This window comes from Candidatus Chryseobacterium colombiense (assembly GCA_029203185.1).
GTDB lineage: Bacteria > Bacteroidota > Bacteroidia > Flavobacteriales > Weeksellaceae > Chryseobacterium > Chryseobacterium colombiense.
The window spans coordinates 3,456,347-3,478,523 of record CP119310.1 but is presented as its reverse complement, the minus strand read 5'-3'; the positions used below and the strand labels follow the sequence as shown (position 1 = coordinate 3,478,523).

The 22,177-nt window shown below is 34.1% G+C and carries 21 protein-coding genes; 13 read left to right on the top strand and 8 right to left on the bottom strand.

What is annotated here, in order from left to right:
- Window positions 1-129 precede the first annotated feature (129 nt).
- From P0Y62_15760 to ribA, 7 genes are all read left to right on the top strand, one after another.
- A complete protein-coding gene (locus P0Y62_15760; protein WEK69292.1) occupies window positions 130-1,146 on the top strand; it encodes a sugar phosphate nucleotidyltransferase in 1,017 nt (338 codons plus the stop codon).
- Between the two features lie 90 nt (window positions 1,147-1,236).
- Window positions 1,237-2,082, top strand: a complete 846-nt coding sequence (locus tag P0Y62_15755) for a DUF4292 domain-containing protein (GenBank protein ID WEK69291.1) — start codon at window positions 1,237-1,239, stop codon at window positions 2,080-2,082.
- The gene (locus tag P0Y62_15750; protein WEK69290.1) at window positions 2,079-3,644 is read left to right on the top strand and encodes a peptidoglycan DD-metalloendopeptidase family protein; all 1,566 of its coding nucleotides are present in this window, start codon (window positions 2,079-2,081) and stop codon (window positions 3,642-3,644) included. The genes P0Y62_15755 and P0Y62_15750 overlap by 4 nt, the downstream gene beginning before the upstream one ends.
- A 29-nt stretch (window positions 3,645-3,673) precedes the next feature.
- Window positions 3,674-3,889, top strand: coding sequence for a twin-arginine translocase TatA/TatE family subunit (locus P0Y62_15745; GenBank protein WEK69289.1), 216 nt, complete (start codon window positions 3,674-3,676; stop codon window positions 3,887-3,889).
- A 19-nt stretch (window positions 3,890-3,908) separates the two neighbouring features.
- Complete coding sequence (locus P0Y62_15740; GenBank protein ID WEK69288.1) at window positions 3,909-4,523, top strand: DUF4254 domain-containing protein; 615 nt, start codon at window positions 3,909-3,911, stop codon at window positions 4,521-4,523.
- Window positions 4,520-4,978, top strand: coding sequence for a hypothetical protein (locus P0Y62_15735; protein WEK69287.1), 459 nt, complete (start codon window positions 4,520-4,522; stop codon window positions 4,976-4,978). The genes P0Y62_15740 and P0Y62_15735 overlap by 4 nt, the downstream gene beginning before the upstream one ends.
- A 14-nt stretch (window positions 4,979-4,992) precedes the next feature.
- Window positions 4,993-5,589, top strand: a complete 597-nt coding sequence (gene ribA, locus P0Y62_15730; protein ID WEK69286.1) for a GTP cyclohydrolase II — start codon at window positions 4,993-4,995, stop codon at window positions 5,587-5,589.
- Between the two features lie 86 nt (window positions 5,590-5,675).
- Here ribA and P0Y62_15725 read toward each other — a convergent pair whose 3' ends face one another.
- Window positions 5,676-6,206, bottom strand: coding sequence for a hypothetical protein (locus P0Y62_15725; protein ID WEK69285.1), 531 nt, complete (start codon window positions 6,204-6,206; stop codon window positions 5,676-5,678).
- A gap of 114 nt (window positions 6,207-6,320) precedes the next feature.
- Here P0Y62_15725 and P0Y62_15720 point away from each other — a divergent pair, with 114 nt between their 5' ends.
- The 5 genes from P0Y62_15720 to P0Y62_15700 all read left to right on the top strand — a co-directional run bounded on the left by P0Y62_15720 (window position 6,321) and on the right by P0Y62_15700 (window position 11,305).
- Window positions 6,321-8,015, top strand: a complete 1,695-nt coding sequence (locus P0Y62_15720) for a glycoside hydrolase family 3 N-terminal domain-containing protein (GenBank protein ID WEK69284.1) — start codon at window positions 6,321-6,323, stop codon at window positions 8,013-8,015.
- A 22-nt stretch (window positions 8,016-8,037) separates the two neighbouring features.
- Window positions 8,038-9,195, top strand: coding sequence for an N-acetyl-alpha-D-glucosaminyl L-malate synthase BshA (bshA, locus tag P0Y62_15715; GenBank protein WEK69283.1), 1,158 nt, complete (start codon window positions 8,038-8,040; stop codon window positions 9,193-9,195).
- Window positions 9,196-9,301: 106 nt separating this feature from the next.
- Window positions 9,302-10,567, top strand: a complete 1,266-nt coding sequence (locus tag P0Y62_15710; protein WEK69282.1) for a DUF2851 family protein — start codon at window positions 9,302-9,304, stop codon at window positions 10,565-10,567.
- A 1-nt stretch (window position 10,568) separates the two neighbouring features.
- Window positions 10,569-10,790, top strand: a complete 222-nt coding sequence (locus P0Y62_15705) for a PspC family transcriptional regulator (GenBank protein WEK69281.1) — start codon at window positions 10,569-10,571, stop codon at window positions 10,788-10,790.
- A gap of 2 nt (window positions 10,791-10,792) precedes the next feature.
- On the top strand, window positions 10,793-11,305 hold the full coding sequence (locus tag P0Y62_15700; protein ID WEK69280.1) for an N-acetyltransferase: 513 nt from the start codon (window positions 10,793-10,795) through the stop codon (window positions 11,303-11,305).
- Window positions 11,306-11,336: 31 nt separating this feature from the next.
- Here P0Y62_15700 and P0Y62_15695 read toward each other — a convergent pair whose 3' ends face one another.
- The 3 genes from P0Y62_15695 to P0Y62_15685 all read right to left on the bottom strand — a co-directional run bounded on the left by P0Y62_15695 (window position 11,337) and on the right by P0Y62_15685 (window position 13,678).
- Complete coding sequence (locus P0Y62_15695) at window positions 11,337-12,071, bottom strand: SIMPL domain-containing protein (GenBank protein ID WEK69279.1); 735 nt, start codon at window positions 12,069-12,071, stop codon at window positions 11,337-11,339.
- Between the two features lie 62 nt (window positions 12,072-12,133).
- Complete coding sequence (locus P0Y62_15690; GenBank protein WEK69278.1) at window positions 12,134-12,931, bottom strand: hypothetical protein; 798 nt, start codon at window positions 12,929-12,931, stop codon at window positions 12,134-12,136.
- Complete coding sequence (locus tag P0Y62_15685) at window positions 12,932-13,678, bottom strand: hypothetical protein (protein WEK69277.1); 747 nt, start codon at window positions 13,676-13,678, stop codon at window positions 12,932-12,934.
- Between the two features lie 183 nt (window positions 13,679-13,861).
- Between P0Y62_15685 and P0Y62_15680 the strand changes: the two genes are divergently transcribed.
- Window positions 13,862-17,002 (top strand): UvrD-helicase domain-containing protein, encoded by a 3,141-nt coding sequence (locus P0Y62_15680; protein ID WEK69276.1) that lies wholly within the window; start codon window positions 13,862-13,864, stop codon window positions 17,000-17,002.
- A gap of 81 nt (window positions 17,003-17,083) precedes the next feature.
- Here P0Y62_15680 and P0Y62_15675 read toward each other — a convergent pair whose 3' ends face one another.
- The 4 genes from P0Y62_15675 to P0Y62_15660 all read right to left on the bottom strand — a co-directional run bounded on the left by P0Y62_15675 (window position 17,084) and on the right by P0Y62_15660 (window position 22,170).
- Window positions 17,084-17,593: a ferritin gene (locus P0Y62_15675; protein WEK69275.1), complete on the bottom strand. Its 510-nt coding sequence runs from the start codon at window positions 17,591-17,593 to the stop codon at window positions 17,084-17,086.
- Between the two features lie 127 nt (window positions 17,594-17,720).
- Window positions 17,721-18,188: a hypothetical protein gene (locus P0Y62_15670; protein WEK69274.1), complete on the bottom strand. Its 468-nt coding sequence runs from the start codon at window positions 18,186-18,188 to the stop codon at window positions 17,721-17,723.
- 179 nt (window positions 18,189-18,367) lie between these two features.
- A complete protein-coding gene (locus P0Y62_15665) occupies window positions 18,368-19,378 on the bottom strand; it encodes a hypothetical protein (protein ID WEK69273.1) in 1,011 nt (336 codons plus the stop codon).
- Window positions 19,379-19,518: 140 nt separating this feature from the next.
- Window positions 19,519-22,170: a 4-alpha-glucanotransferase gene (locus tag P0Y62_15660; protein ID WEK69272.1), complete on the bottom strand. Its 2,652-nt coding sequence runs from the start codon at window positions 22,168-22,170 to the stop codon at window positions 19,519-19,521.
- Between the last annotated feature and the right edge of the window lie 7 nt (window positions 22,171-22,177).

The following is a 22,177-nucleotide window of genomic DNA, read 5'->3' as shown; positions in this document are numbered from 1 at the left end:
CAGCAAATCCGTTTTATTATTTATAACAAAATCTAAAACTAAAAGGGAATAATTCTATACGAATTGTTTTATTACTATCTTTAGCAAAAATTAAAATTAACTCAACAAAAAAACATACTTATATAATTTATGAAAATTATTGTTCCGATGGCGGGACGTGGCTCCAGATTACGTCCACATACATTGACCGTTCCAAAACCTCTTATCCCTATTGCAGGGAAACCGATTGTACAAAGATTGGTAGAAGATATTGCTAAAGTTGCAGGAGAAAAAATTGAAGAAGTAGCTTTTATTATAGGAGACTTTGGGCCGGAGATTGAAAAATCATTATTACAAATCGCTGAAAAATTAGGGGCAAAAGGAAGTATTTATCATCAATTAGATCCTTTAGGAACCGCCCATTCTCTGAAATGCGCTGAAGCATCAATGACAGGCAATGTTGTCATCGCTTACGCAGATACCTTATTCAGGGCAGATTTTCAATTAGATAAAAACTCAGATGGTGTAATCTGGGTAAAAAGTGTAGAAGATCCTTCCGCTTTTGGAGTGGTAAAATTGGATAACTACGGCTTCATCACAGATTTCGTAGAAAAACCGACAACTTTCGTTTCAGACTTGGCAATCATTGGAATTTATTACTTCAACAGTGCTGAAAAACTGATGGACGAAATCAATTATATCATGGAAAATGATATTAAAAATGGTGGAGAATATCAATTAACAACAGCATTAGAAAATCTAAGATCTAAAGGGGCAAAGTTCACGCTTGGAAAAGTGAACGACTGGATGGATTGTGGAAATAAAAATGCAACGGTAGAAACCAACAGCAAAATTCTGGAATATGAAAAAGAAGAAATGTCTCACTTTCCGGCTTCTGCCCAAATAGAGAACTCTTTGATTATTCAGCCTTGCTTTATAGGAGAAAACGTAAAGATTTCAAATTCAAAAGTTGGTCCCGGAGTTTCTTTAGGTAATAATACGATAGTGGTTAATTCCAACATTGAAAACTCATTGATCCAGGAAAACACCAGAATCAATCACGGTAATTTATCCAATTCCATGATCGGAAATTCTGCTCAGTATTTCGGTGTAGCAAGAGAAATTTCTTTAGGAGATTATTCCGTATTGGATTTTTTGTCTAAATAATCACTCTGATTTAACAGAATAACCGGACCACACAAAAATGTTTTGTGTGGTTTGGCGTTAATATTGCAAAGCATTTATTTAAATTTGAATATGAACAAATGGATCGCCTCAATACTTTTTATCCTGGTTTTATTTTCTTGTAAAACCAGAAAAACCGTTGAACAAAATACGGGAGAGAAAGACAGTATTCAAGTAGAAAAACCTAAGGACAATCAGCCAATCGATACAGGTACAAATATACATGACCCTTTAACTTTTTATGAAAAAGTTTATATCCATCCAAAATTTGACTATCTTAAAATAAGCAGCAAAATCACTGCTGACAACATCAAAGTAAGTCCCTTAGATGCAACCATTTATATAGAAACTGATAAAAAAATATTTGCTTCTATCAATTTTTTATTCATTAATGCCGCTCGTGCGCTTATTACTCCGGAAGGAATAAAAGCAATGGATAAATACAATAAAAATTATATCGATTCCGATTTTGATTATCTTAATAATTTATTGAATGTTAATTTCATAGACTATAAAAATTTAGAAAACCTTTTAATAGGAAGAACTTTTTTCACCATTAAAGGCAGAAATTCGCGCATTACCCAAAATATGCAGGGATATCAACTTTCCTCAATAGACAATATAAAAATAGCAACAGGTGAAACAACCAGAGAGTATAAAATAGTTCTTCAATATTCTCCAGAATATGATCTTATACAAGCTAAACTTCAGGATGCGGATTCCGATGATTCCTTAGAAATTCTGTACGATGGCTGGGAAACTTATCAGGATGAAATCCGTCTTCCAAAAAATGTTAAAATAATTATAAAAGGATCAAAAAACAGTCAAATTCTGCTGGAAAATACGAAATTTGATTTTTCGAGGATGGATACGCGCTATACGGTACCATCTAATTATAAGAAAATTGAGATTAAATGATTAAAAAATTTAGCTTTTTAATAGGTATTCTGTTATTTGGTTTGCACTACGGACAAGATGGGCAAAAGAAAGAACAGCTACAAAAACAGAACGCCGAACTTAAAAAACAAATTGCACAGATAAACACCGATTTAGCAAAAACGAGAAGCGAATCAAAGCTATCTATTGCTTATCTTACGAATGTCAATAAAAAATTAGTATTAAGAGAAAAAGTTTACAACAATACTCAAAAAGAAAAGAGATTTATTGAAGATGAGATCTATTTACGTCAATTAGAAATCAATCGTCAAAATAGAGAACTTGCCATCTTAAGAAAGAATTATGCGGAAGTTTTAGTAAACGCCTATAAAAACAAAGGAGTACAGAACAAAGTAACTTTTATACTCTCATCAAAAAACCTGGGGGAAGCTCTAAGGAGAGTACAATATTTAAAGCAATATTCAGACTATCAGGACAAAAAAGCAGCTGAAATAACTACTGCTGCCACACAAATACAAAAGTCTATTGCACAGAAAAAGAAATCTGCAGACGAAAAGGAAAACTTGTTGCTCAATCAGAAAAAAGATCTGGCTACCATTAATGTAGAACGTGTACAGAAGGAACAATTAGTCGCGGAATTCAAAAAAAATGAAGCCAGAATTACGGCAGAATTAAAACAGAAACAAACTCAATCTAAAGCTTTAGAAGGTCAAATAAGAGCAATTATTGCAGAGGAAATAAGAATTGCAAAGGCAGAGGAAGAAGCTAGAAAAAAAGCAGAGGCAGAAAAAATCCGTTTGGCAAAAATAGCAGCTGAAAGAGAAAAAGCAAGAATTGAAGCAGAGGCAAAAGCAAAAGCGGAAGCTCTGGAGAGAGAAAGAAAACTAGCGGAAGCGGAAGCGAAAAAGACAGCTGAATTAGCTGCTAAACGTGCCGAAGAAGAAAGAAAACGTACAGAAGAAGCAGCAAAAGCAGAAGCAAGCAGCAGAGATGAGGCAAGAAAAGTTGCAGCTAAAAAAGCGTCTGATGAAGCAGCAGCAAAAGCAAAAGAGGCAGCTAATAAGCTAAATGCAGCAAAAGAAGCTGAAGAAGAATTATCCCGAAAAAAAGAAGCAGATAAAAAGGCGGCAGAATCCAAGGCAATGACCAGCTTCGGAGTTTCTCCAGTAGCTTCGGGAAATAGCTTTGCAGCGAATAAAGGAAAACTCTCAATGCCAATTGCGGGAACAATTACGCACAGGTTCGGAAGACAGCCGCACCCTGTATTTAAAAACATTATGGAGGAAAATAATGGAATTAAAATATCTGTATCAAAAGGAGCCGTGGCAAGATGTGTATTTCCAGGAACGGTTTCTTCAATATTACCGGCTTCAGATGGGACAAAGACAGTAATCATAAAACATGGTGATTATTTCACCTTATATTCCAACTTGAGTAGTAATTCTGTTTCCAAGAATCAACAGGTTTCAGCAGGTACCCCGGTGGGTACTGTAGCCCAGGATTTTGACGGAACGTATACTCTTGATTTCCAGGTATGGAATGGCAGTACACCAGTTGATCCATTAGGTTGGGTTTCTTATTAAAAAAGTTTAACTTTGTAAAAATTTTAGAAATGAATACACTAACAATATTAGCCTTATCTTGGCAACATATCCTGATCGTAGCAATACTGCTTGTATTACTTTTCGGAGGTAAGAAAATCCCTGAATTAATGAGAGGGGTTGGTTCTGGTATCAAAGAATTTAAAGATGCTGTAAAAGAAGAAGATAAACCAGGTTCTGAAAATAAGAACTCTTCTTCAAACGATAATACGACTTCTAGCAACTAAAATTCTAACTTATTCTTAAATGAATTTTACAGAAATTGCATGGAATATCTTCAATCAGTCCATTGAAGACTACCACGTGCTTGATAATGTCAACACTCTAATTAACAATCCATACGAAAAAGACAGTTTGGAACGAATTTTGTATGCAAAAAACTGGATTGATACCGTTCAATGGCATTTGGAAGATATAATTAGAGATGAGAATATTAATCCGACTGAAGCTCTTCACCTGAAGAGAACCATAGACCAATCAAATCAAAAAAGAACTGATTTAGTGGAGTTTATAGACAGTTGGTTTTTGAAAAAATATGAAAGTATAATTCCAAAATCTGATGCAAAAATAAATACGGAAACTCCCGCTTGGGCAGTAGACAGGTTATCAATACTTGCATTAAAGATTTATCACATGTCGTTAGAAGCCAACAGAGAATCTGCCTCTGAGGAACATCGTTTAAATTGTCAGAAAAAATTAAACGTACTTCTCATGCAAAAAGAAGATTTGTCGACTTCTATCAATCAGTTGCTTGCTGATATTGAGAACGGTAGCGTTAAGATGAAAGTGTACAAACAAATGAAAATGTACAACGATGAGAGTCTTAACCCAATCCTCTATCAAAAGGGGCAGCAGAAATGAAAAAATTACTTTTTTTTGGAATATTAATTACAACGATTTCGTCTTGTGCAACGGAAAAGCTTAATCTTTCCCCGTTGACGAGTAATTTTTATAGCGAATCCAAAGGTTCTGACAACCACACAGGATCTGGAAAATCGTTCGAGATCAATATCAAGAAAAATGTAAATGCCTCAGAAATATCGAATTTAATTTCAACCTTTCCTACATTCAAGAGTAACAGTATAAATGAAGAAGTAACCAATTTAAAATATAGTCTTCAAAATTATTTATACGCTATCGAATCTAATAATACAGCTGGGAAAAACAGATCGATTAAAAGTTTCGAAAAATCCTATAAAAAAATCCAGAAACTAAGAACTGGTCTTGGCAAAGATGATGATGAGGTTCTGAACAGATATTTAGTACGGATTAAAACCAATATTTCTGTAATAGAAGACTCTTTAAAAGGAAATTAAAATGAGAATTATCCATGATTAAAATTCAGGCGGAAGCCAACGTTCCTACAGAACACGGCACTTTCCGAATGATCGCGTTCTCCGAAAACGAAAATGACTGGATGCCGCATATGGCTATTTTAGCTGAAAATACAGATTTTTCCAAACCTGTTAATGTGCGTTTTCACTCAGAGTGTATAACCGGAGAAGTTTTCCATTCAAAAAAATGTGAGTGTGGGCAGCAATTGGACGCTGCCATGAAATATATCCACGAAAATGGTGGTGTTATTATTTATCTTAGACAAGAAGGCCGAAATATAGGCATCATTAATAAATTAAAAGCTTACTCTCTCCAGGAAAAAGGATTTGATACTGTAGAAGCCAATTTAAAACTGGGACTTCCCGCAGACGACAGAAACTTTGGGGTTGCCATAGAAATATTAAACCTTTTGGATATAAAAGATATTAATCTGCTTACCAATAACCCAGAGAAAGTAAAATATGTTACAGAAAGTAATATACATCTGAACTCAAGAATACCCCTGCAAATTCCAGCCAATGAAATAAGCAAAGGGTATTTAAAAACAAAAAAAGATTATTTTGGTCATCTGCTTGATGATAATGATAACTGATAAAATCAAAAGCTCCAAGATTTCTCTTGGAGCTTTCTTTTTTAATTATTTATAAAAAAACTGAAAAGATATTTCTTTAATCGGGATTAATTAACTTTCGTTTTAATCACTTTAGATTCATCAAGATTATAATATTTTACTACAGCATTATAATCACTATAATCAACTGTTGCTGCAGTTCCTTTTGCAGGACTTGCCGGAACAAGTACAATTCTGAACGTCTGATTATTTAAATAGCTATTTGCTTCAGCAGAAGACATTGTAGAAAGATTGAAATTGGCGTTATCAATTCTGATCTGAACATTTTGAGAATCAAAAACAAAATTATAGTCAAATTTTCTAGGTGAAGCAGAGTTTGCAGGATCTAAGTACCATGTATACGGAACCTGCTGCCATGCGTTATTTGCTCTTCTGTAGATTAAAACAACATCAGTACTCTGTATGTTAATTCCTTGGGTGAATGCATAATTATTACCATTATTAAAAGACCCCGTAACGTCTCTCATTTGCGAATAAGTATCATTATCCTGAACTGGAGTATTGTTGCTATCATTATTACAGCTAAATATAAATAAGCTTGCAAAAGCTAATAGTAAAATTGGGAAGAATTTTTTCATTGTATAAAAGTTTAGTTATTATTTATAAAGCGTATTCAAAACATATACCAAAAAACTCAAAAACATTCTTTAGTGTGATTTTTTTAATCGTATTTTTGTTCTTATTCAAAAACTATGAACAAATCAGTATTTAATTTACTCTTCATATTCCTTCTTATCAGTTGTGTTACAAACGCTCAATACCGGCCTAAGAATGCTTCAAAGGCTGATTTAGATAAGGCACAGCAATGGGTAAACCAAACCTACAACAGTCTTTCACAGGACGAAAAACTAGGCCAACTTTTTATTGTCGCATTATATACGAATAAAGATGACAGTCATGTCAATCAGGTAAGAAATATTGTCGTAAACGAAAAAATCGGGGGTTTGATTCTAATGCAGGATGATGCTGCAAAAGAAATCAACCTGGTGAATGAATTTCAGCAAAAGTCTAAAGTGCCATTAATGATCGGTATGGATGCAGAATGGGGATTATACCAAAGAATTGCTGCTGCACACAAATTTCCTTGGGCAATGACATTAGGAGCTATTCAGGACAAAAACCTGGTTTATCAAATGTCTTCAAAAATTGCGGAAGATTGTAAAAGAATGGGGATTAACTGGGATTTTGCACCGGTTGTAGATGTAAACACCAATCCGAACAATCCCATTATTGGTAATCGAAGCTTCGGTTCTGAAGTAAACAATGTAATTAACTCTGCTTCAGCTTATGCAAACGGACTTCAGGATCATAACATCCTTGCTGCAATCAAGCATTTTCCGGGACATGGAGATACCAGCACAGATTCACATCTTGATCTTCCTGTAGTTTCGCATAATTTAGAGAGACTTAATACGATTGAGCTTGCTCCATTCAAAGCGCTAATTAATAAAGGAATTGGTGGCGTAATGGTTGCTCATTTATATGTTCCAAGTCTGGAATCAGGAAAAGGAATTCCGGCTTCAGTATCAAAGAATATTATTACCGGATTACTGAAAGAGAAATTAGGTTATAAAGGTTTGATCATTACTGATGCCTTAAATATGGGAGCAGTAGCTAATAAATACAACCCGGGAGAACTGGACGCAATGGCTTTTAAGGCAGGAAATGATATTATGCTTTTTTCTCAGGGCGTTGCAGAAGGGAAAAAACTGATTCAGAAAGCGATTGACAACGGAGAAATACCACAATCAAGAGTAGAAGAAAGTGTAAAGAAAATTCTTTTGACGAAATACTTCTTAGGACTGGATAAGTATTCTCCTAAAGATCCGGAAAACATCAATTTTAATTTAAATAATGATACTCATAAAACTTTAGTTCAGAATCTGTATTCAAATGCTTTGACTTTATTAAAGGATGAGAAAAAACTGCTTCCGCTAAACGGAAAACAAATATATTACATCCCGTTAGAGGAAGCTCCTTATCAGACTTTCGCAACTCAATTGGGTTCTAATATAATTTTAAAAAAATCAACTGAAATCAACACCATTCCGGACAATTCTACGGTAATTATAGGACTTCATAAAGATAATTCTACAGCTTATAAGCCTTATAAAATTTCAGCGGAATCAAAAAAGATCATTGAAGATTTAGCGAAAAAGCAAAATGTAATTCTGAATGTTTTCGGAAGCGCTTATGCATTAAAAGATATTGATATTTCAAAAATTTCTACGGTATTGGTTTCTTATGAAAACAATGACGACTCTATGACCGCAACAGCAAATGCTCTTAACGGAAAAACAAAAATTTCAGGCAGACTTCCTGTTTTGGTCAATGACAAACTAAAACCGGGAATGGGAATCGACCTGAAAGCAAAATCAAATAATTAGACCATATCAAACAAACTATACAATGAAAATAGGCATACTTTGCTATCCAACCTACGGAGGAAGCGGAATTGTAGCAACAGAACTCGGAATGTCGCTAGCTAACAAGGGTTACGAAGTACACTTTATCAGTTCAGCGCTGCCTGCAAGACTAGATATTACCAATCCGAATATTTTCTTTCATAAAGTAAATGTTCAGACCTACCCGCTTTTCCAATATCAGCCTTATGATATTGCACTAAGCTCAATGATTTATCGTGTTGTAAATTTATATAAACTTGATCTGCTTCATGCCCATTATGCAATTCCTTATGCGTATGCAGCTTTTACGGCCAAACAGATGCTCCGCGAAGACAACAATGATATTCCGTTGGTTACCACACTTCACGGAACCGATATTACTTTGGTGGGACAGCATCCAAGCTACAAACACGCTGTAGAATTTTCGATCAATAAATCTGACGCGATTACTTCTGTTTCAGAAAGTTTGAAAAAGGACACCCTGCAGTTTTTCAATATTAAAAAGGAAATCCAGGTGATTACCAATTTCATTGATAATTCGGAATTTGACGAATGCAATGAATGTCAGAGAACACAGTTTGCAAATCCTGATGAAAAGATTTTAATTCACGTTTCCAACTTAAGACCGGTAAAACGTGTTGAAGAGGTTTTACAGATTTTTAAAAATGTGGAGAAAAAGGTAAAATCTAAATTAATCATTATTGGAGAAGGTCCGGATATGGAAAAAATCAATCAGTTTTTGGAGGAAAACCCTGAACTGATCTCAAAAATCCGCCTTTTAGGAAAAGTAAATGATCTTTACAGAATCCTTCAGCTTTCCGATGTCTTTTTATTACCTTCTGAACAGGAAAGTTTCGGTTTAGCAGCACTGGAAGCTATGGCAGCTTATACACCGGTAATCAGCTCCAACGCAGGAGGAATACCTGAAGTAAATATTCAGGGTGAAACAGGATTTTTAGCTGAAATCGGGAATGTAGAAGCGATGAGCAATTACTGTATCAAATTATTAAGTAATGAAGAACTTTTAGCAAAAATGAAGCTTAATGCTAAAGAACAGGCCGTAAAATTTGATTTGAAAAATATTCTTCCTATTTATGAAGATATGTACAAAACAACCATTGAAAATTTTAAACTGACTACTGAAGAATCAGTTCCACAGTAAAATTCAGTTCATATATAAAAATCAACTGTTCAGATTAATTCTGAGCAGTTTTTTTATTCCTAATCAATTATAAAATTCATAAATTAGTAGTACACAAACACAAATTATGAATGAAAAGCTTCTCCAATATCTTTGGAATTTCAAGGTTTTCACCAATTTTGATTTTAAAGATACCCACGGACATCCTATTGAAGTCATTAATTTCGGAAAATGGAATACTGATTCGGGGCCCGATTTTCTAATGGCAACCATTAAAACGAAAAATCTAATGCTGGTCGGAAATATTGAACTCCACGTAAAATCTTCCGATTGGATTTTTCATCAGCATTCCGCAGATCCTAATTATAAGAATATCATTCTTCATGTTGTTTATCATCATGACATGGAAATTGATGAATTTAACGCTCAGGATATTCCTACTTTAGAATTGAGAAACTATATTGATGAAAACAGTTGGAAAAAATATGAAAAATTGGCCAACGGAAACCGGTTTATTTCCTGTGAATATCTTTTTAGTCCCAATAAAATTCCCTTTTTCTTTCACGAAGAAAATGTTTTAAAAAAGCTTCAGGAAAAATCTGTTTCTATTGAAGAAGATCTTCAAAAATCAAAAAATAATTTTGAAGCCGTCCTTTTTCATCATCTCGCCTACTCTTTTGGATTGAAAGTGAATGCTTCCATTTTTAAACAGATTGCAGAAAGCATAGACTTTCCTATTATTAATAAAATCAGACAAAATAAAACCCAGCTTGAAGCCTTATTTTTCGGGATTTCAGGTTGGCTTGAAAAACCACTTGACAGCCAGATGGAAATATGGAAACGGGAGTTTGATTTTCTTACCGCAAAATTTAAACTTCCTGCAATTCAAATTCATCCTAAATTTTTAAGATTAAGACCTCCGAATTTCCCGACCATTCGTCTTTCCCAGTTGGCAGATCTTTATTTTCAGCATCAGAATCTTTTCTCAAAAGTAATTTCGGCTGAAAGTACGGATGAACTACATGAAATTTTTAAAAATATCAAAGCTTCGGAATACTGGAACAATAAATTTAATTTCGGAAAAACATCAAATCAGAATCAGCCCAAAATACTGACCACAGAATTTATTGATCTTATTATTCTCAATGCTATACTGCCAATAAAATATACTTATCATAAATTTCACGACGACGAAATTTCTGAACAGATCATTCATTTTTACACAAGCTTATCCGCGGAAAAAAATTCCGTGATCAAAAATTGGAAAAAACTAAAAATGAAAGTCGACACTGCTTTAGAAAGTCAAAGCCTGATTTATCACTTCAAAAGCAATTGTGAAACAAAAAATTGCTTAAATTGCGGGATTGGTTTTAAAATTTTAAAAGAGATATAAAATGTTTGACAACATCCGACATAAAATGGAAAGAGAGTGGTTTGGAGTCCTCACAAGAACAGGGGCCAAACTGGGAATTCCAGTTTCAAAATTGAGAGTATTTTTTATTTATTCCACTTTTGCAACGGCCGGTTTTTTCTTTTTAATTTATTTAGGTTTAGCATTTACTCTTTGGGTAAAAGATATTTTTATTACCAGAAGACCTAATGTTTTTGATTTGTAACTATGGAATTTCTTCAAATTACTTCTCCTGAAGACTATCGGGTTCAGGAAATTTATAAGTCTTATTCAACAACATTTCCGGAAGATGAAAGAAGGGATTGGATTCCTTTTACCCAGCTTTTTAGTCATCCCAATGTAAAGGTGATTTCTGTAATGCACAAAGCAAAGAATATTGGTTATCTGATTATCTGGGAGCTTAGTCATTTTGTTTTCGTAGAACATTTTGAGGTATTCGAAGAATTCAGAAGCCAGAAATTAGGCTCTTATATTACCGGTTATTTATTTGATAATTATCCCAGAATTGTCTTAGAAATAGAACCTGAACATTTAGGGGACGATGCCAAAAGACGTTATGCTTTTTATCAAAGAAACAATTTCAGATTAATTGATGAAATGTATGTGCAACCAAGTTATGGCGATGGAAAAAATCCTCTCAAGCTTTGGCTACTCGCTAATTATTCTCCCGAGAATGTAAAAGAAATTAAAGAGGAAATTTACGATATTGTTTATCATTAAACATAAAACCGGAAGATGACTTCCGGTTTTTTTAATTTACTTGATATTCTAATTTTATGGTAATGCTTGCTTCTTTTTCTTTGGAAGAAGTATTAAAAGTTCCACCATAAGAATAATCTTCATTTGAATTTGGTGCCGTAATCTGTATCACTCCCATTGTCGCTTTTTTGAGATTTCCCAAACTGCTTCCAGAGTTTTCAGCAATTTTTTCCGCGCGTTCTTTAGCATCTTTTGTTGCAGAAGCAATCATTTCCTGTTTTACGGTAGAAAGCTTGGTGTAAAAATAAGATGGTGAAGAAGAAGTAAATTCTATACCGCGATTAATGATTTCCGTAATATTTCTCGAAAGATTTTCAATTTTAGCAACTTCCTTACTTTCAATAGAAACCGTTTGCGTTAAATTATATCCTGAAAATTCATTCTGAATAGTATTTCCGTTTGAATCCGTAAGATTTTTAAACTGCTTCTGAATATCAACCGAAGAAAAAACAATTTCGTTTTGTTTTACTCCTTTTGACAAAAGATAATCATTAATCGCTTTTCGATCTAAAGCCAATTCGTCATAAGCCGATTTGAGATCAAAATTATTTTTCGAAAAACTTCCCGACCAGGTAATAAGATCCGAGGTAAATTGTTTGGTTCCCAAACCGGTTACAGAAATGGTATTTTCAGATTTATTACGGTTTTTGATAGCATTTCCTAAAAGCCCTAAACCGATAACAAAACCCAATGCAGCAACTGCGATAGCAATAATTGTTTTATTCATTTTATATCTGTGATTTGATACTCAACCATCAATTATTATTCCGAAATGCAATGTAAAGCTGATTAATTACTTAACTTATTTATTTTCTGATATTCTGCAAAGACAGCCCGTAATTCATAAGAGATAGCGCCCTGTTTAAAATCTTTCCGATATCTTTTCGAAAGCATTTTTATCTTTTCCGCATACACGAGAAATTTATCGATCTGCTCTTCATCCATTCCATATTTTTCCAGAAAGCTTAAGTCAACTTCTTTTTTAATTCTTTGGAGAAAATTTTGCGTTTCATAGAAATCAGGCTTTGTAATTTTGGGTTTGGTTGCTTTTTTTGCCAGCCCTATTGCTCCGGCAATTATTCCTAAAACATTTACCTGCCCCGCATTGAAATCATGTCCTTCGAAACTTTTGGGAATTGTATTTTTTGCCACCACCTCAGTCATTGGAGATTTCATATAGCTTTCCATTGAGGATTTTAAGGAAGCAACTTTTTTAGAGTCATTCAGATATTTACTGTCTTTCCTAATATCTCCTGTCAGTTGATATTCAATTTTAACTTCGGGGATCAATATCTCCGAACGCTTAAGAAGGATATTGATGGGCGTTTTAAAATTTTCTTCAGAAACATGAATCCGTGAGCGATAGAACCCTTCTCTCACGAATCTGATCTCATCACTCAAACTGGCTTCAATGGTAAATCTTCCGGAAATGTCACTGTATACACTTCCACTGCTCGACATATTAATAACTAACACCTTACCCAAAGGTATATTCTGTTCATCCGAAATAAGTCCTGAAACTTTTTGTTGGGCAAAAATAAACGTTTCGATAAGGCAAAATAGTACACTTAAACAAGCTCTCATCATTTACTTTTGGGTTTGGGGAGCACGATATGAAGATATTCTTGTGAATACAGCACGTTGAAATCTCATAAGATCCGCATCACTGCAATAGCCATATTTTAAAATGTTTTTCCTTTCAAAACCTCCCGCAAAAACATAATATATAAAGTGTTGAAAATAAGGTTTTTCAATTTTTAAATCTAGAAAATATTGTTCTCCCAATGCGGAAATCAGATACTTCATCAAATCTACATCATCCCATCTATTTTTAACTTTCCCAATAGAGAAACCCTCACCTTTTGGCTGAACAAATTGCCCGGGTCTTGCAGCCAAAACTCTAGGATCAGATTTCTGAGAAAGATAAAGACCTAGCTCTCCTTTCAGCTTTTGAATTTTCTTTTGTTGATTTAAATTTTTAGAATCAATGGCAAGATCTCCGGTTATCCCCTTTTTGATTTCCACTTCATCAATTAATGTTGGTGCTTTTATCAAAGTAACCTGTAAGGAAGAACTTATATTATTTTCATCAATTTTCTTATTCGCCCTTTCGTAACCCGCCTTTACAAAACGGAGTTCATCACCAAGTCTTCCGGAAATCATAAAGTGACCATCGCTATTAGAAACTACGCGTTCATTGGTTCTTATATTGATTACGGTTGCATCTGTTAATTCTACCCCATCCTCAGTACTTATCTTACCGAAAATATAGTTCTGGGCATTCATATTGAGAAAAAATAAGACGAAAAAAGTAAAAAGTAGCTTTATTTTCACGGACAGTTTTTTATAAAGCAAAGCTAAAGTTAATTTTAATGCAAACCAGAAGTTTAACCTCAGTTAACTTGTTTTAGCAGTTATTTTAGAGTTTTTAAATTCGAAACTGTTAAAATAGCCCTGGAAAATTGTTAAAATTTAAGCCATATTTAACTAAATTGCAGATTCAATTCTACTCAAGATATGCAAAATTCTTATACAGTAATCAACGCTTCAGCAGGTTCCGGGAAAACATACGCACTTGTTCAGCGGCTTCTGATGATCTGTCTTCGATATCCTAATCAGCAGCAGTCGATCAGGAATATTTTGGCTTTGACGTTTACCAACAAAGCAGCCAATGAAATGAAAGAAAGAATTTTGTCCTGGCTGGGAAATTTCTCTGCAGATAATTTTGCTGAAAACGGAGATCTAAAAAACATTCAGAAAGCATTTGAAGAGGAAGGGTTGAAAATTACCATTGATGAATTGCACCTCAGAGCAAAAAAATTACTGGATTATATTCTTCACAATTACTCCACCTTAAATATCGGAACCATCGACCGTTTTAATTCCCGTTTGGTAAGAAGCTTTTCCTATGAGTTGGGACTGGCAAAAAATTTCAACCTGGAAATTGAAGCCGAACCTTTTTTGATAGAAGCTGTCGATAAAATGCTGGATCAGATCGGGGAAAATGACGCCATCTCTAATTCTTTTATGGATTATGTAGATTACAGTCTGGAAAATAATGAAAGAATCAATCTGAATAAAAACCTTTATGATTCGGCGAAAGAGTTTGTAAAAGATATTCATTATGAACATCTTAAAAACAACAAAGAATTTGACAATACAAATTATGAAAACATTAAGAACACGCTTCGAAAAGAAATTATCTTAAATAAAAAGCAGGCCTCTGAATTGGCTACCCAATCCATAGACCTATTCAAATCTAGAAATATTGACATCGAAGATTTCGCACAGGGAAAAAACGGAATCGGAGGATTTTTCACTAAAGTTTTAGGTTTTTATAATCAGAAAAGAACAGGTTTTCCGTTCCCCACAACTGCAGAAGAATCCGTAGTCAACAATTACAAAAAAGGGGCTTCGGCAAAATCAAAACATAAGGAAGCCGAAATTCTGGAAATTCTGGAACAGTTGCTTGAAAACAGGATGAAGTTGATCCTTCTTTATATTGAAACCCAGAAAAAGGAGAAAATCTTATCCGCATTACTTCCTTTAAAAGTAAACAAGGATATTCAGGATGAATTGAAAAAAATTGAGGAGGAAAATGATCTGGTTTTACTATCAAAATTCAACATTCTCATTAATGAAAATCTCAGAAATGAGCCTTCTGCCTTTATCTATGAAAAAGTAGGTTCACAATTCCAGCATTATTTTTTTGATGAGTTTCAGGATACATCCGAGTTACAGTGGCAGAACTTTATTCCATTAAGAGATCATTCAATTTCTACGGAAAACACTTCGTTTACTTTAGTTGGTGATCCTAAACAGTCTATTTATCGTTTTCGTGGTGGGGAAAGTAAACTGATGCTGGATATTATCAACAAAAAAGAGTTTTCTCCTAAAGAAGCTGAACTTTTAGTATTAAAAGACAACTGGAGAAGTGCAAAAAATATCGTGCAGTTCAATAATGAACTCTATGAATTTCATTCCAGGGAACTGAATGAGGAACATAAAAATATTTTTGGTATAGATGGAAAACAAAATCCAAAATCAGGAATTGACGGCCGCGTAAAAGTTAATTTAATAGAAAACCTTACCAATGAAGATTTCTACAGTGATACTTCTGAAAGAATGCAGAAGGATATCCAGGAAAGTCTGAATAATGGGTTTAAATTTTCCGACATCACAATTCTCTGCCGAGGAAATTTCGATATTTTCAGTTATTCTCAAAAATTAGGAAATCTAAAGGTTAACTATAAAGGCGAGGAAACCAATATTAAAACGATTTCCGATAAAGGACTTACCCTAGAGTTATCCAATACTCTGAAAGCTGTAATCGAATTTCTGAAATGGGAAAACAATCCGAAGAACAAGCCTAATTTAATTATGATGATGTATTATCTGAATAAATTGGGAAGAATTCATATGGCCGATTTCACGTTGGAAATGAAGGAAATTCTGGAGATTGAGCTTCATGAAGAAATTTTACAGTTTATTCAGCAGAAATATTCCTTACTGTTAAGACAGGATAATTTCCCAAGATTTAATTTATACAATTTCGTAGAGTATTACATCAATGAATTCTCTGTTGAAAATAAGGAGACTGACTTCCTGTTGAACTTTTTGGAAATGCTTTTTAACTTCACCCAGAATGCAGGAGCCAGTACAAAAGAGTTTTTGAAATATTGGGATGAAGAAGCATCATCTTACACTATTCAGGCTTCGGAAAATATTGATGCCATCCAGATTATGACCATTCATAAAGCAAAAGGATTGGAGTTCCCTATTGTTTTTATTCCGATGATGAATAAAAACCGCGATGCCGAATTTTCCAACTGGTTTGAAACAAGTGACAACTCCGCTCTGAAATCTGTAAATATCAATCAGTTCAGTAAAAATCTCGAAATCTATGACGAGGAAATTGAAAAATTCAATAAGCAAAATGCCTATAAAAATTTTGTGGATAGGTTATGCCTTCAGTATGTTGCAACGACCCGACCTGTAGAACAACTATTTTTTTACATTCAAAAAGCCAATAAAACATCTAATAACCTTGAACTTCTAGAGTTTTTGCAGTCTAAAAATCCCGAAAATCTCGATGAATTTGACCTGTATGAAGTTCAATCCGACATGTTGAAGAAACATACAAAAGATAAAACTTCGCAAGTTGCGACACGGGATATTACTAACTTAAAAAACATCAACGAAAAAAGCACATCAATCAAAATCGCTACTCCCTCCAAAAACTACCAGGTAAGAAATGAGAAGGTTAGAATAGGACTTTTTGTGCATGAATTATTGTCAAAAATCAATACTGAAAAGGATATTTACAAAGTGCTGGAAAGCTATGTTTTGGAAGGTCAAATTACAAATGAAGAAAAAGACGAGATTCAAAATACCTTAGAACAAATTGTCAGAACCTATTCCAAATTTTTTGATGAAAAATGGGAAGTCATCAATGAAAAGGACATCATGATTTCTGAAAACGGAGAAAGCAGAATGTACCGTCCTGACCGAATACTCAAAAGTGAAGAGGGTTACATTATTGTCGATTTTAAAACCGGAGAAGAAACAGAAAAGAATGAGAAGCAGATTGAAAATTATAAACGAATTCTGGAAAGTCTGGGAAGAAAGGTATTGAAGACGCAATTGATTTATTTATAGAAAATCTATCTAATCGCATATGAAAATAAGTTTCGGCGGCATCTTCGATGCCGCCGAAACTTTTATCCTTTAAAAATTAAATTAAGCTGTCGCGTTCGGAGTAAATACTCTCTGCGCCAATTCCTGATCAAAAAGATATAATGCTGAAGGATTATCGCAAACCATTTTGATTTTGGTCACCAATTGTGATGCACTTGCTTCTTCTTCCACCTGTTCGTTGATGAACCACTGAAGGAAAGAAGTTGTTGCAAAATCCCCTTCTTCATTCGCATTTTTCACAATATTAAAAATACTTTTTGTTACCGTCTTCTCATGAGCCAGTGCCTTTTCAAAAATATCTGTAGCGTTTTCAAATTCATGAGGTGGCTTCGCAATTTCTCCGATAATAATCTCTCCGCCTACATCATTTAAATAATCAAACATTTTATCTGCATGCATTAATTCTTCCTTGCTCTGAACTCTGAAATAGTTTGCAATCCCATCCAGATCCTTACTTGAAAACCAAGCAGACATGGAAAGATAATATTGTGCAGCATATTGTTCGTGAGCTATTTGTTCGTTAATTAATTTTGCAATTTTCTCGCTAACCATAAGTAATAAATTTATATTCAAAATTAGGGAATAAAAGCCCGAAATCAAAAATTTTAATTAAAATTAATAGAAAAAGGACGGAAATACATCCGCCCTTCTAACATTAAAAAATCAAAATTATAAACTATTAATTTGCTTCGGGAGCTGCCGTAGTCATCGGCTTTTTCATCATTTTTCCACCTTTCATTCCTCTTTCCTTCATTGCCATTCTTCTTTGCTCCATTTTAGCTTTTCTGTCAGCTTGCCATTTATCGTACTGATCCGGAGTTAAGATTTTTTTCATATCAGCATCCATTTGTGCTCTTTTAGCTTTCATCTCCTCCATTTTAGCCTGTCTTGCTTCTTTGTTTTTATCAAATTCAGCTTTCATTTCAGCTTTAGTTTTTTCATGTAATGCTTTAATTTGAGCTACCTGAGATGCGTTAAGATTCAAATCTTTCTGCATTTGATCCAAATGCTCCTGTTCTTTTTGGATTCTTTGCTGCTGAAATTCGGCTCTTTTGGCCTCTCTGTTTTGTGGAGTAGTAACTGTTTGTTGCGCCATGGCTAAACTTCCCATTCCGATAAATGCTATTGCTAAAACTAATTTTTTCATCTTTAAAAATATTTAATTATTTATTTTATATCTTTTTGATTATTAGTTAAAATTAAAGTTAAATTAAAAAATACATAAATAATGTTAAATTTTACTACCAAATAATAAATTCATTAAATAAAAAAAGAGCAGATTCTAAAATCTGCCCTCACACCACTTAAATATAAATATATGAAAATTTAATTTTTCGCAAATCCGTTTCGGAAGCCTCCGTTTCCTCTGTTCTCATTACCTCGGTTTTGTTCTCTCGGTGCTGCATTTTCATTTTTTCTGAAACCGCCTTCATTTCTAAAACCTCCGCCATTATTTTCTCTTCTTGGAGCGTTTTCTCTTCTCACTTCACCACCTCTGAAACCTCCTCCGTTTCCATTATTGTTATTGTCAGCTCTATCTCCACGGAAACCGCCGTTGCTTCTTACACCTCCATTATCATTATTTCCTCGGAAACCGCCGTTATTTCTTATTCCATTATTTTCATTTCTGAAACCCGGATTATTATTTCTGATTTCTGCCTGATTTCGGAATCCTCCTCCATTATTTCCATCTCTTACAGGGCCTCTGAATCCGTTATTCGGTCTTTGACTTCTTACTATGTTAATCGTTGGATTATCCATTCTTCTGAAATTAGATCTATCTACTCTATAAATGTTGATATTTACATTTCTATATCGAGGCATTGGTCTGCAGATTGAAGCATAATGCGTTCTTCTGTAATTTTGGAAATATACAACCGGGCTGTAACCTCTATAATAATCATTTTGGAAAACAACAAAAACTCTAGGGCCTAAGATTCTTTCTAGTGCATAGAATCTGTCGTAATACCATCTGTCAGGATTATATCTGTAAAAATTATTCCAAGTAGAAAAACTTACATATAAATTATTCAGTCTCAACACTTGATCAATTTGCCAACGGGATAATCTGTTCTGAACAAAAAAGCCATTCCAGTTGATATTCACGATACTGTTCCTGTAATCATTATAGTTGCTTTGGTAATAATCCTGAGGATAATAATCTTGGGGATAGTTGTAATAATAATCATCAGGGAAATAATTCTGATCGTCCTGATCACTATAATATCCATCATTCTGATAATACCCGTCATCATCTCCCCATCCATTATTTGGATATTGCTGAGCAAACGAAAAAACCGCAAAACTCATGGCAAAACCTATCAATATTTTTTTCATTTCAAATAGTTGTTAATTGGTTATAATATAGCAGAATATCTTTATTCTATCTTTTGGATATGAATACAAAAAAGAAGTTAAATCTTTTGATAAAACTTCTTTTAATTTAGTATTAACTAATTGATAATCAAATGTTAAATTTATGATCGCCCACTATCTATTACCCAATTGGCAATTTTTTGGTTAAAGGATTTTTTCTGTTTTAAATCTTCAAGATTCAAATGCATTCTATAACGCCAGTAATGAGGAAATACTGCAGGATTATTGATTCTTTCATTATCCATATGAGGATTAGTAAGCTCAGGATCTGTTGCCAGAAACTCCTGAATAGGGAAAATAGCCAGTATCGCATCATTATAAAGATGCTGCTTCATAATGATCTCAGCTAAATTGGGATTTAATTCTTCAGGCGCTTTTCCGTACTGAATCAATTGTTGGTTGAAGTATTTCTGAATTAAAGCAGGATCTTCTTTCCACCATTGTCTTAATGTAGAACTATCATGCGAAGAAGCAGTAACCACATTCAGATAATTGGCATGTTGAGGATTATAAAAAGGAATGTTTTCCGAAGGCATACGTTGAATTTTCAGAGCAATAATCCCCAGTTCATCCATTACAACAGGAACACAGGCAGGAACCAATCCTAAATCTTCTCCGCAGATCAGCATTTTAGTGGCGTTCAGAATCATTGGAAGTTTTTCCATTGCTTTCTCGTACCAGAGATGATCTTGCCTCCTGAAAAAATAATCATGATATAGATCGTAAATAGACTGCTTCTCACCCTCAGTTAAATATTTATACGAATCTGTTCCATATACGTTGAATCTTGGATGATATACTTTTTCGCCATTTCTTTCCTCCTCTAAAAATAACACATTAGCGCAAAGGGAAATCAACTGCTCTTCAATCGGTCCTCGAGAATTTTTCTTAAAGAAATCTGTTAATTTTCTCTGCGTATCAAATTCTTCTTTAAATGAATAAGTTCCATCATGGTTATTAGTGATAAATTCGAGTGCTTTGCCGCTGTTTTCACCAAAATAATCCCAAAGGATCTGATCATTAATAAATGGTTTACAATATCGATCAAAATTAAAGGAAATTCCCCGTGCTTTAAATTCTTCTGTTGTAACCGGAACCGCTGGATAAAAATATCCCAGGATTCCTTGTGTAGCAGAAACCGGCATCCTCCAGATTCTGAAAAAACCAAGAATATGATCAATTCTCATGGCATCAAAATACTGCTCCAGTGCTTTGAATCGGTTTTTCCACCAGGTATAATTGTCTGCTTTCATAGCTTCCCAGTTATACGTCGGAAACTCCCAGTTTTGTCCCAATGCTGTAAACTGATCAGGTGGTGCTCCGGCCTGGAAATCCATTCCGAAAAGTTCTGGCTCCGTCCAAGCTTCCACAGAGTACCGATAAATTCCGATCGGCAGATCTCCTTTTACCGAAATTCCTAAACTATGGGTATAATCGATTGCATCTTTCAACTGTTTATGAAGCTGATATTGTACCCATGCATGAAGCATCGAAGTGTCATAATCTTTACTTTTTGCACTGAAAAATGGCGTTATCTTTCCGGCAATATATTTTTTATGCGTCTTCCAATCATTGAAATTCGGTGTTTTGTATTTGTCTCTCAGTACACAAAATGCCGAGTACGGAAGAAGCCAGCTTTCATTGTTCTTAATGAATTTCTTAAAACCTTTATCTTTATAGATGTTATCTTTATCTTCATTGAATATAACTTTCAAATATTTCCATTTTGCGGAAATCATTTTTTCATAATCAATTAATTCTAATGAATTTAAAAATTCTTTTTCAGCCTGATATTCTTCTACTAAATCTTTAGGTAATTCGAAATCGAGATTTTCTAAAGAAATATATTGTGGATGCAAAGCGTATACAGAAACAGCTGCATAAGGATAAGAATCCGTCCAAGAATAATTGGCTGTTGTATCATTAATAGGCAAAATCTGGATGATTCCCAAATGGGTTTCTTTAGCCCAGTCCGCCAATTTTTTAATATCGTAAAATTCGCCCACTCCGAAACCATCTTCTGTTCTCAATGAAAATACCGGAACCGCAACTCCTGCATCATGATACATCTGATAGGCCTTGAACTTAAAGTAGTGATTCGAAACAATCTGAAGAATTTCCTGAGTCTGATTAGGAACAGTAAATCTGTTTTCTCCTGTTTCCACATCAATTACTCTTTCCTCTTTTACATCGTATATGCAATATTTAAACTGTATATATTCATTTTCAGGAATTTCAACGGAAGCTTCCCAGATTCCATAGTCTGTCTGGGATAAGTGAATCACTTTCTCATAGTCCCAATTTCCTAATGAAGCCGTGCTTCCGAACAATACGATCTTCCAGTCCGGATTATAAATCGGTGCTTCTATTCTGAATAAATGGGTATGTTTTTTTAAAACCGAAAGTTTCTCCGGAGAAAACTGATTGAGTTTATTGTAAAGAATCTTATTATTCAGATAGTTTTCAGGAAAGTTTTTATTATTCCACTCATCAAAAATTATAAATTCTTTATAGTTGTGGGGAAAATTAAGACGATGCTGAACGAATTCTGTTCTCAGAAGATTGCCTCGCTCGTCTACAAGCTGATATTGATAAGAAACTGATTTGGAAAAATAATCTACTTCGCATTTCCACAAATCATTTTCTGTATAAAACATAGTATGAGTCTGAGATACAGCCCCGGTTTCATTAATCACTACCTGCAATTTTTCTCCACCTTTTGTGCTGTAACCTACATTAAAGTATAGCTTCATTTACATT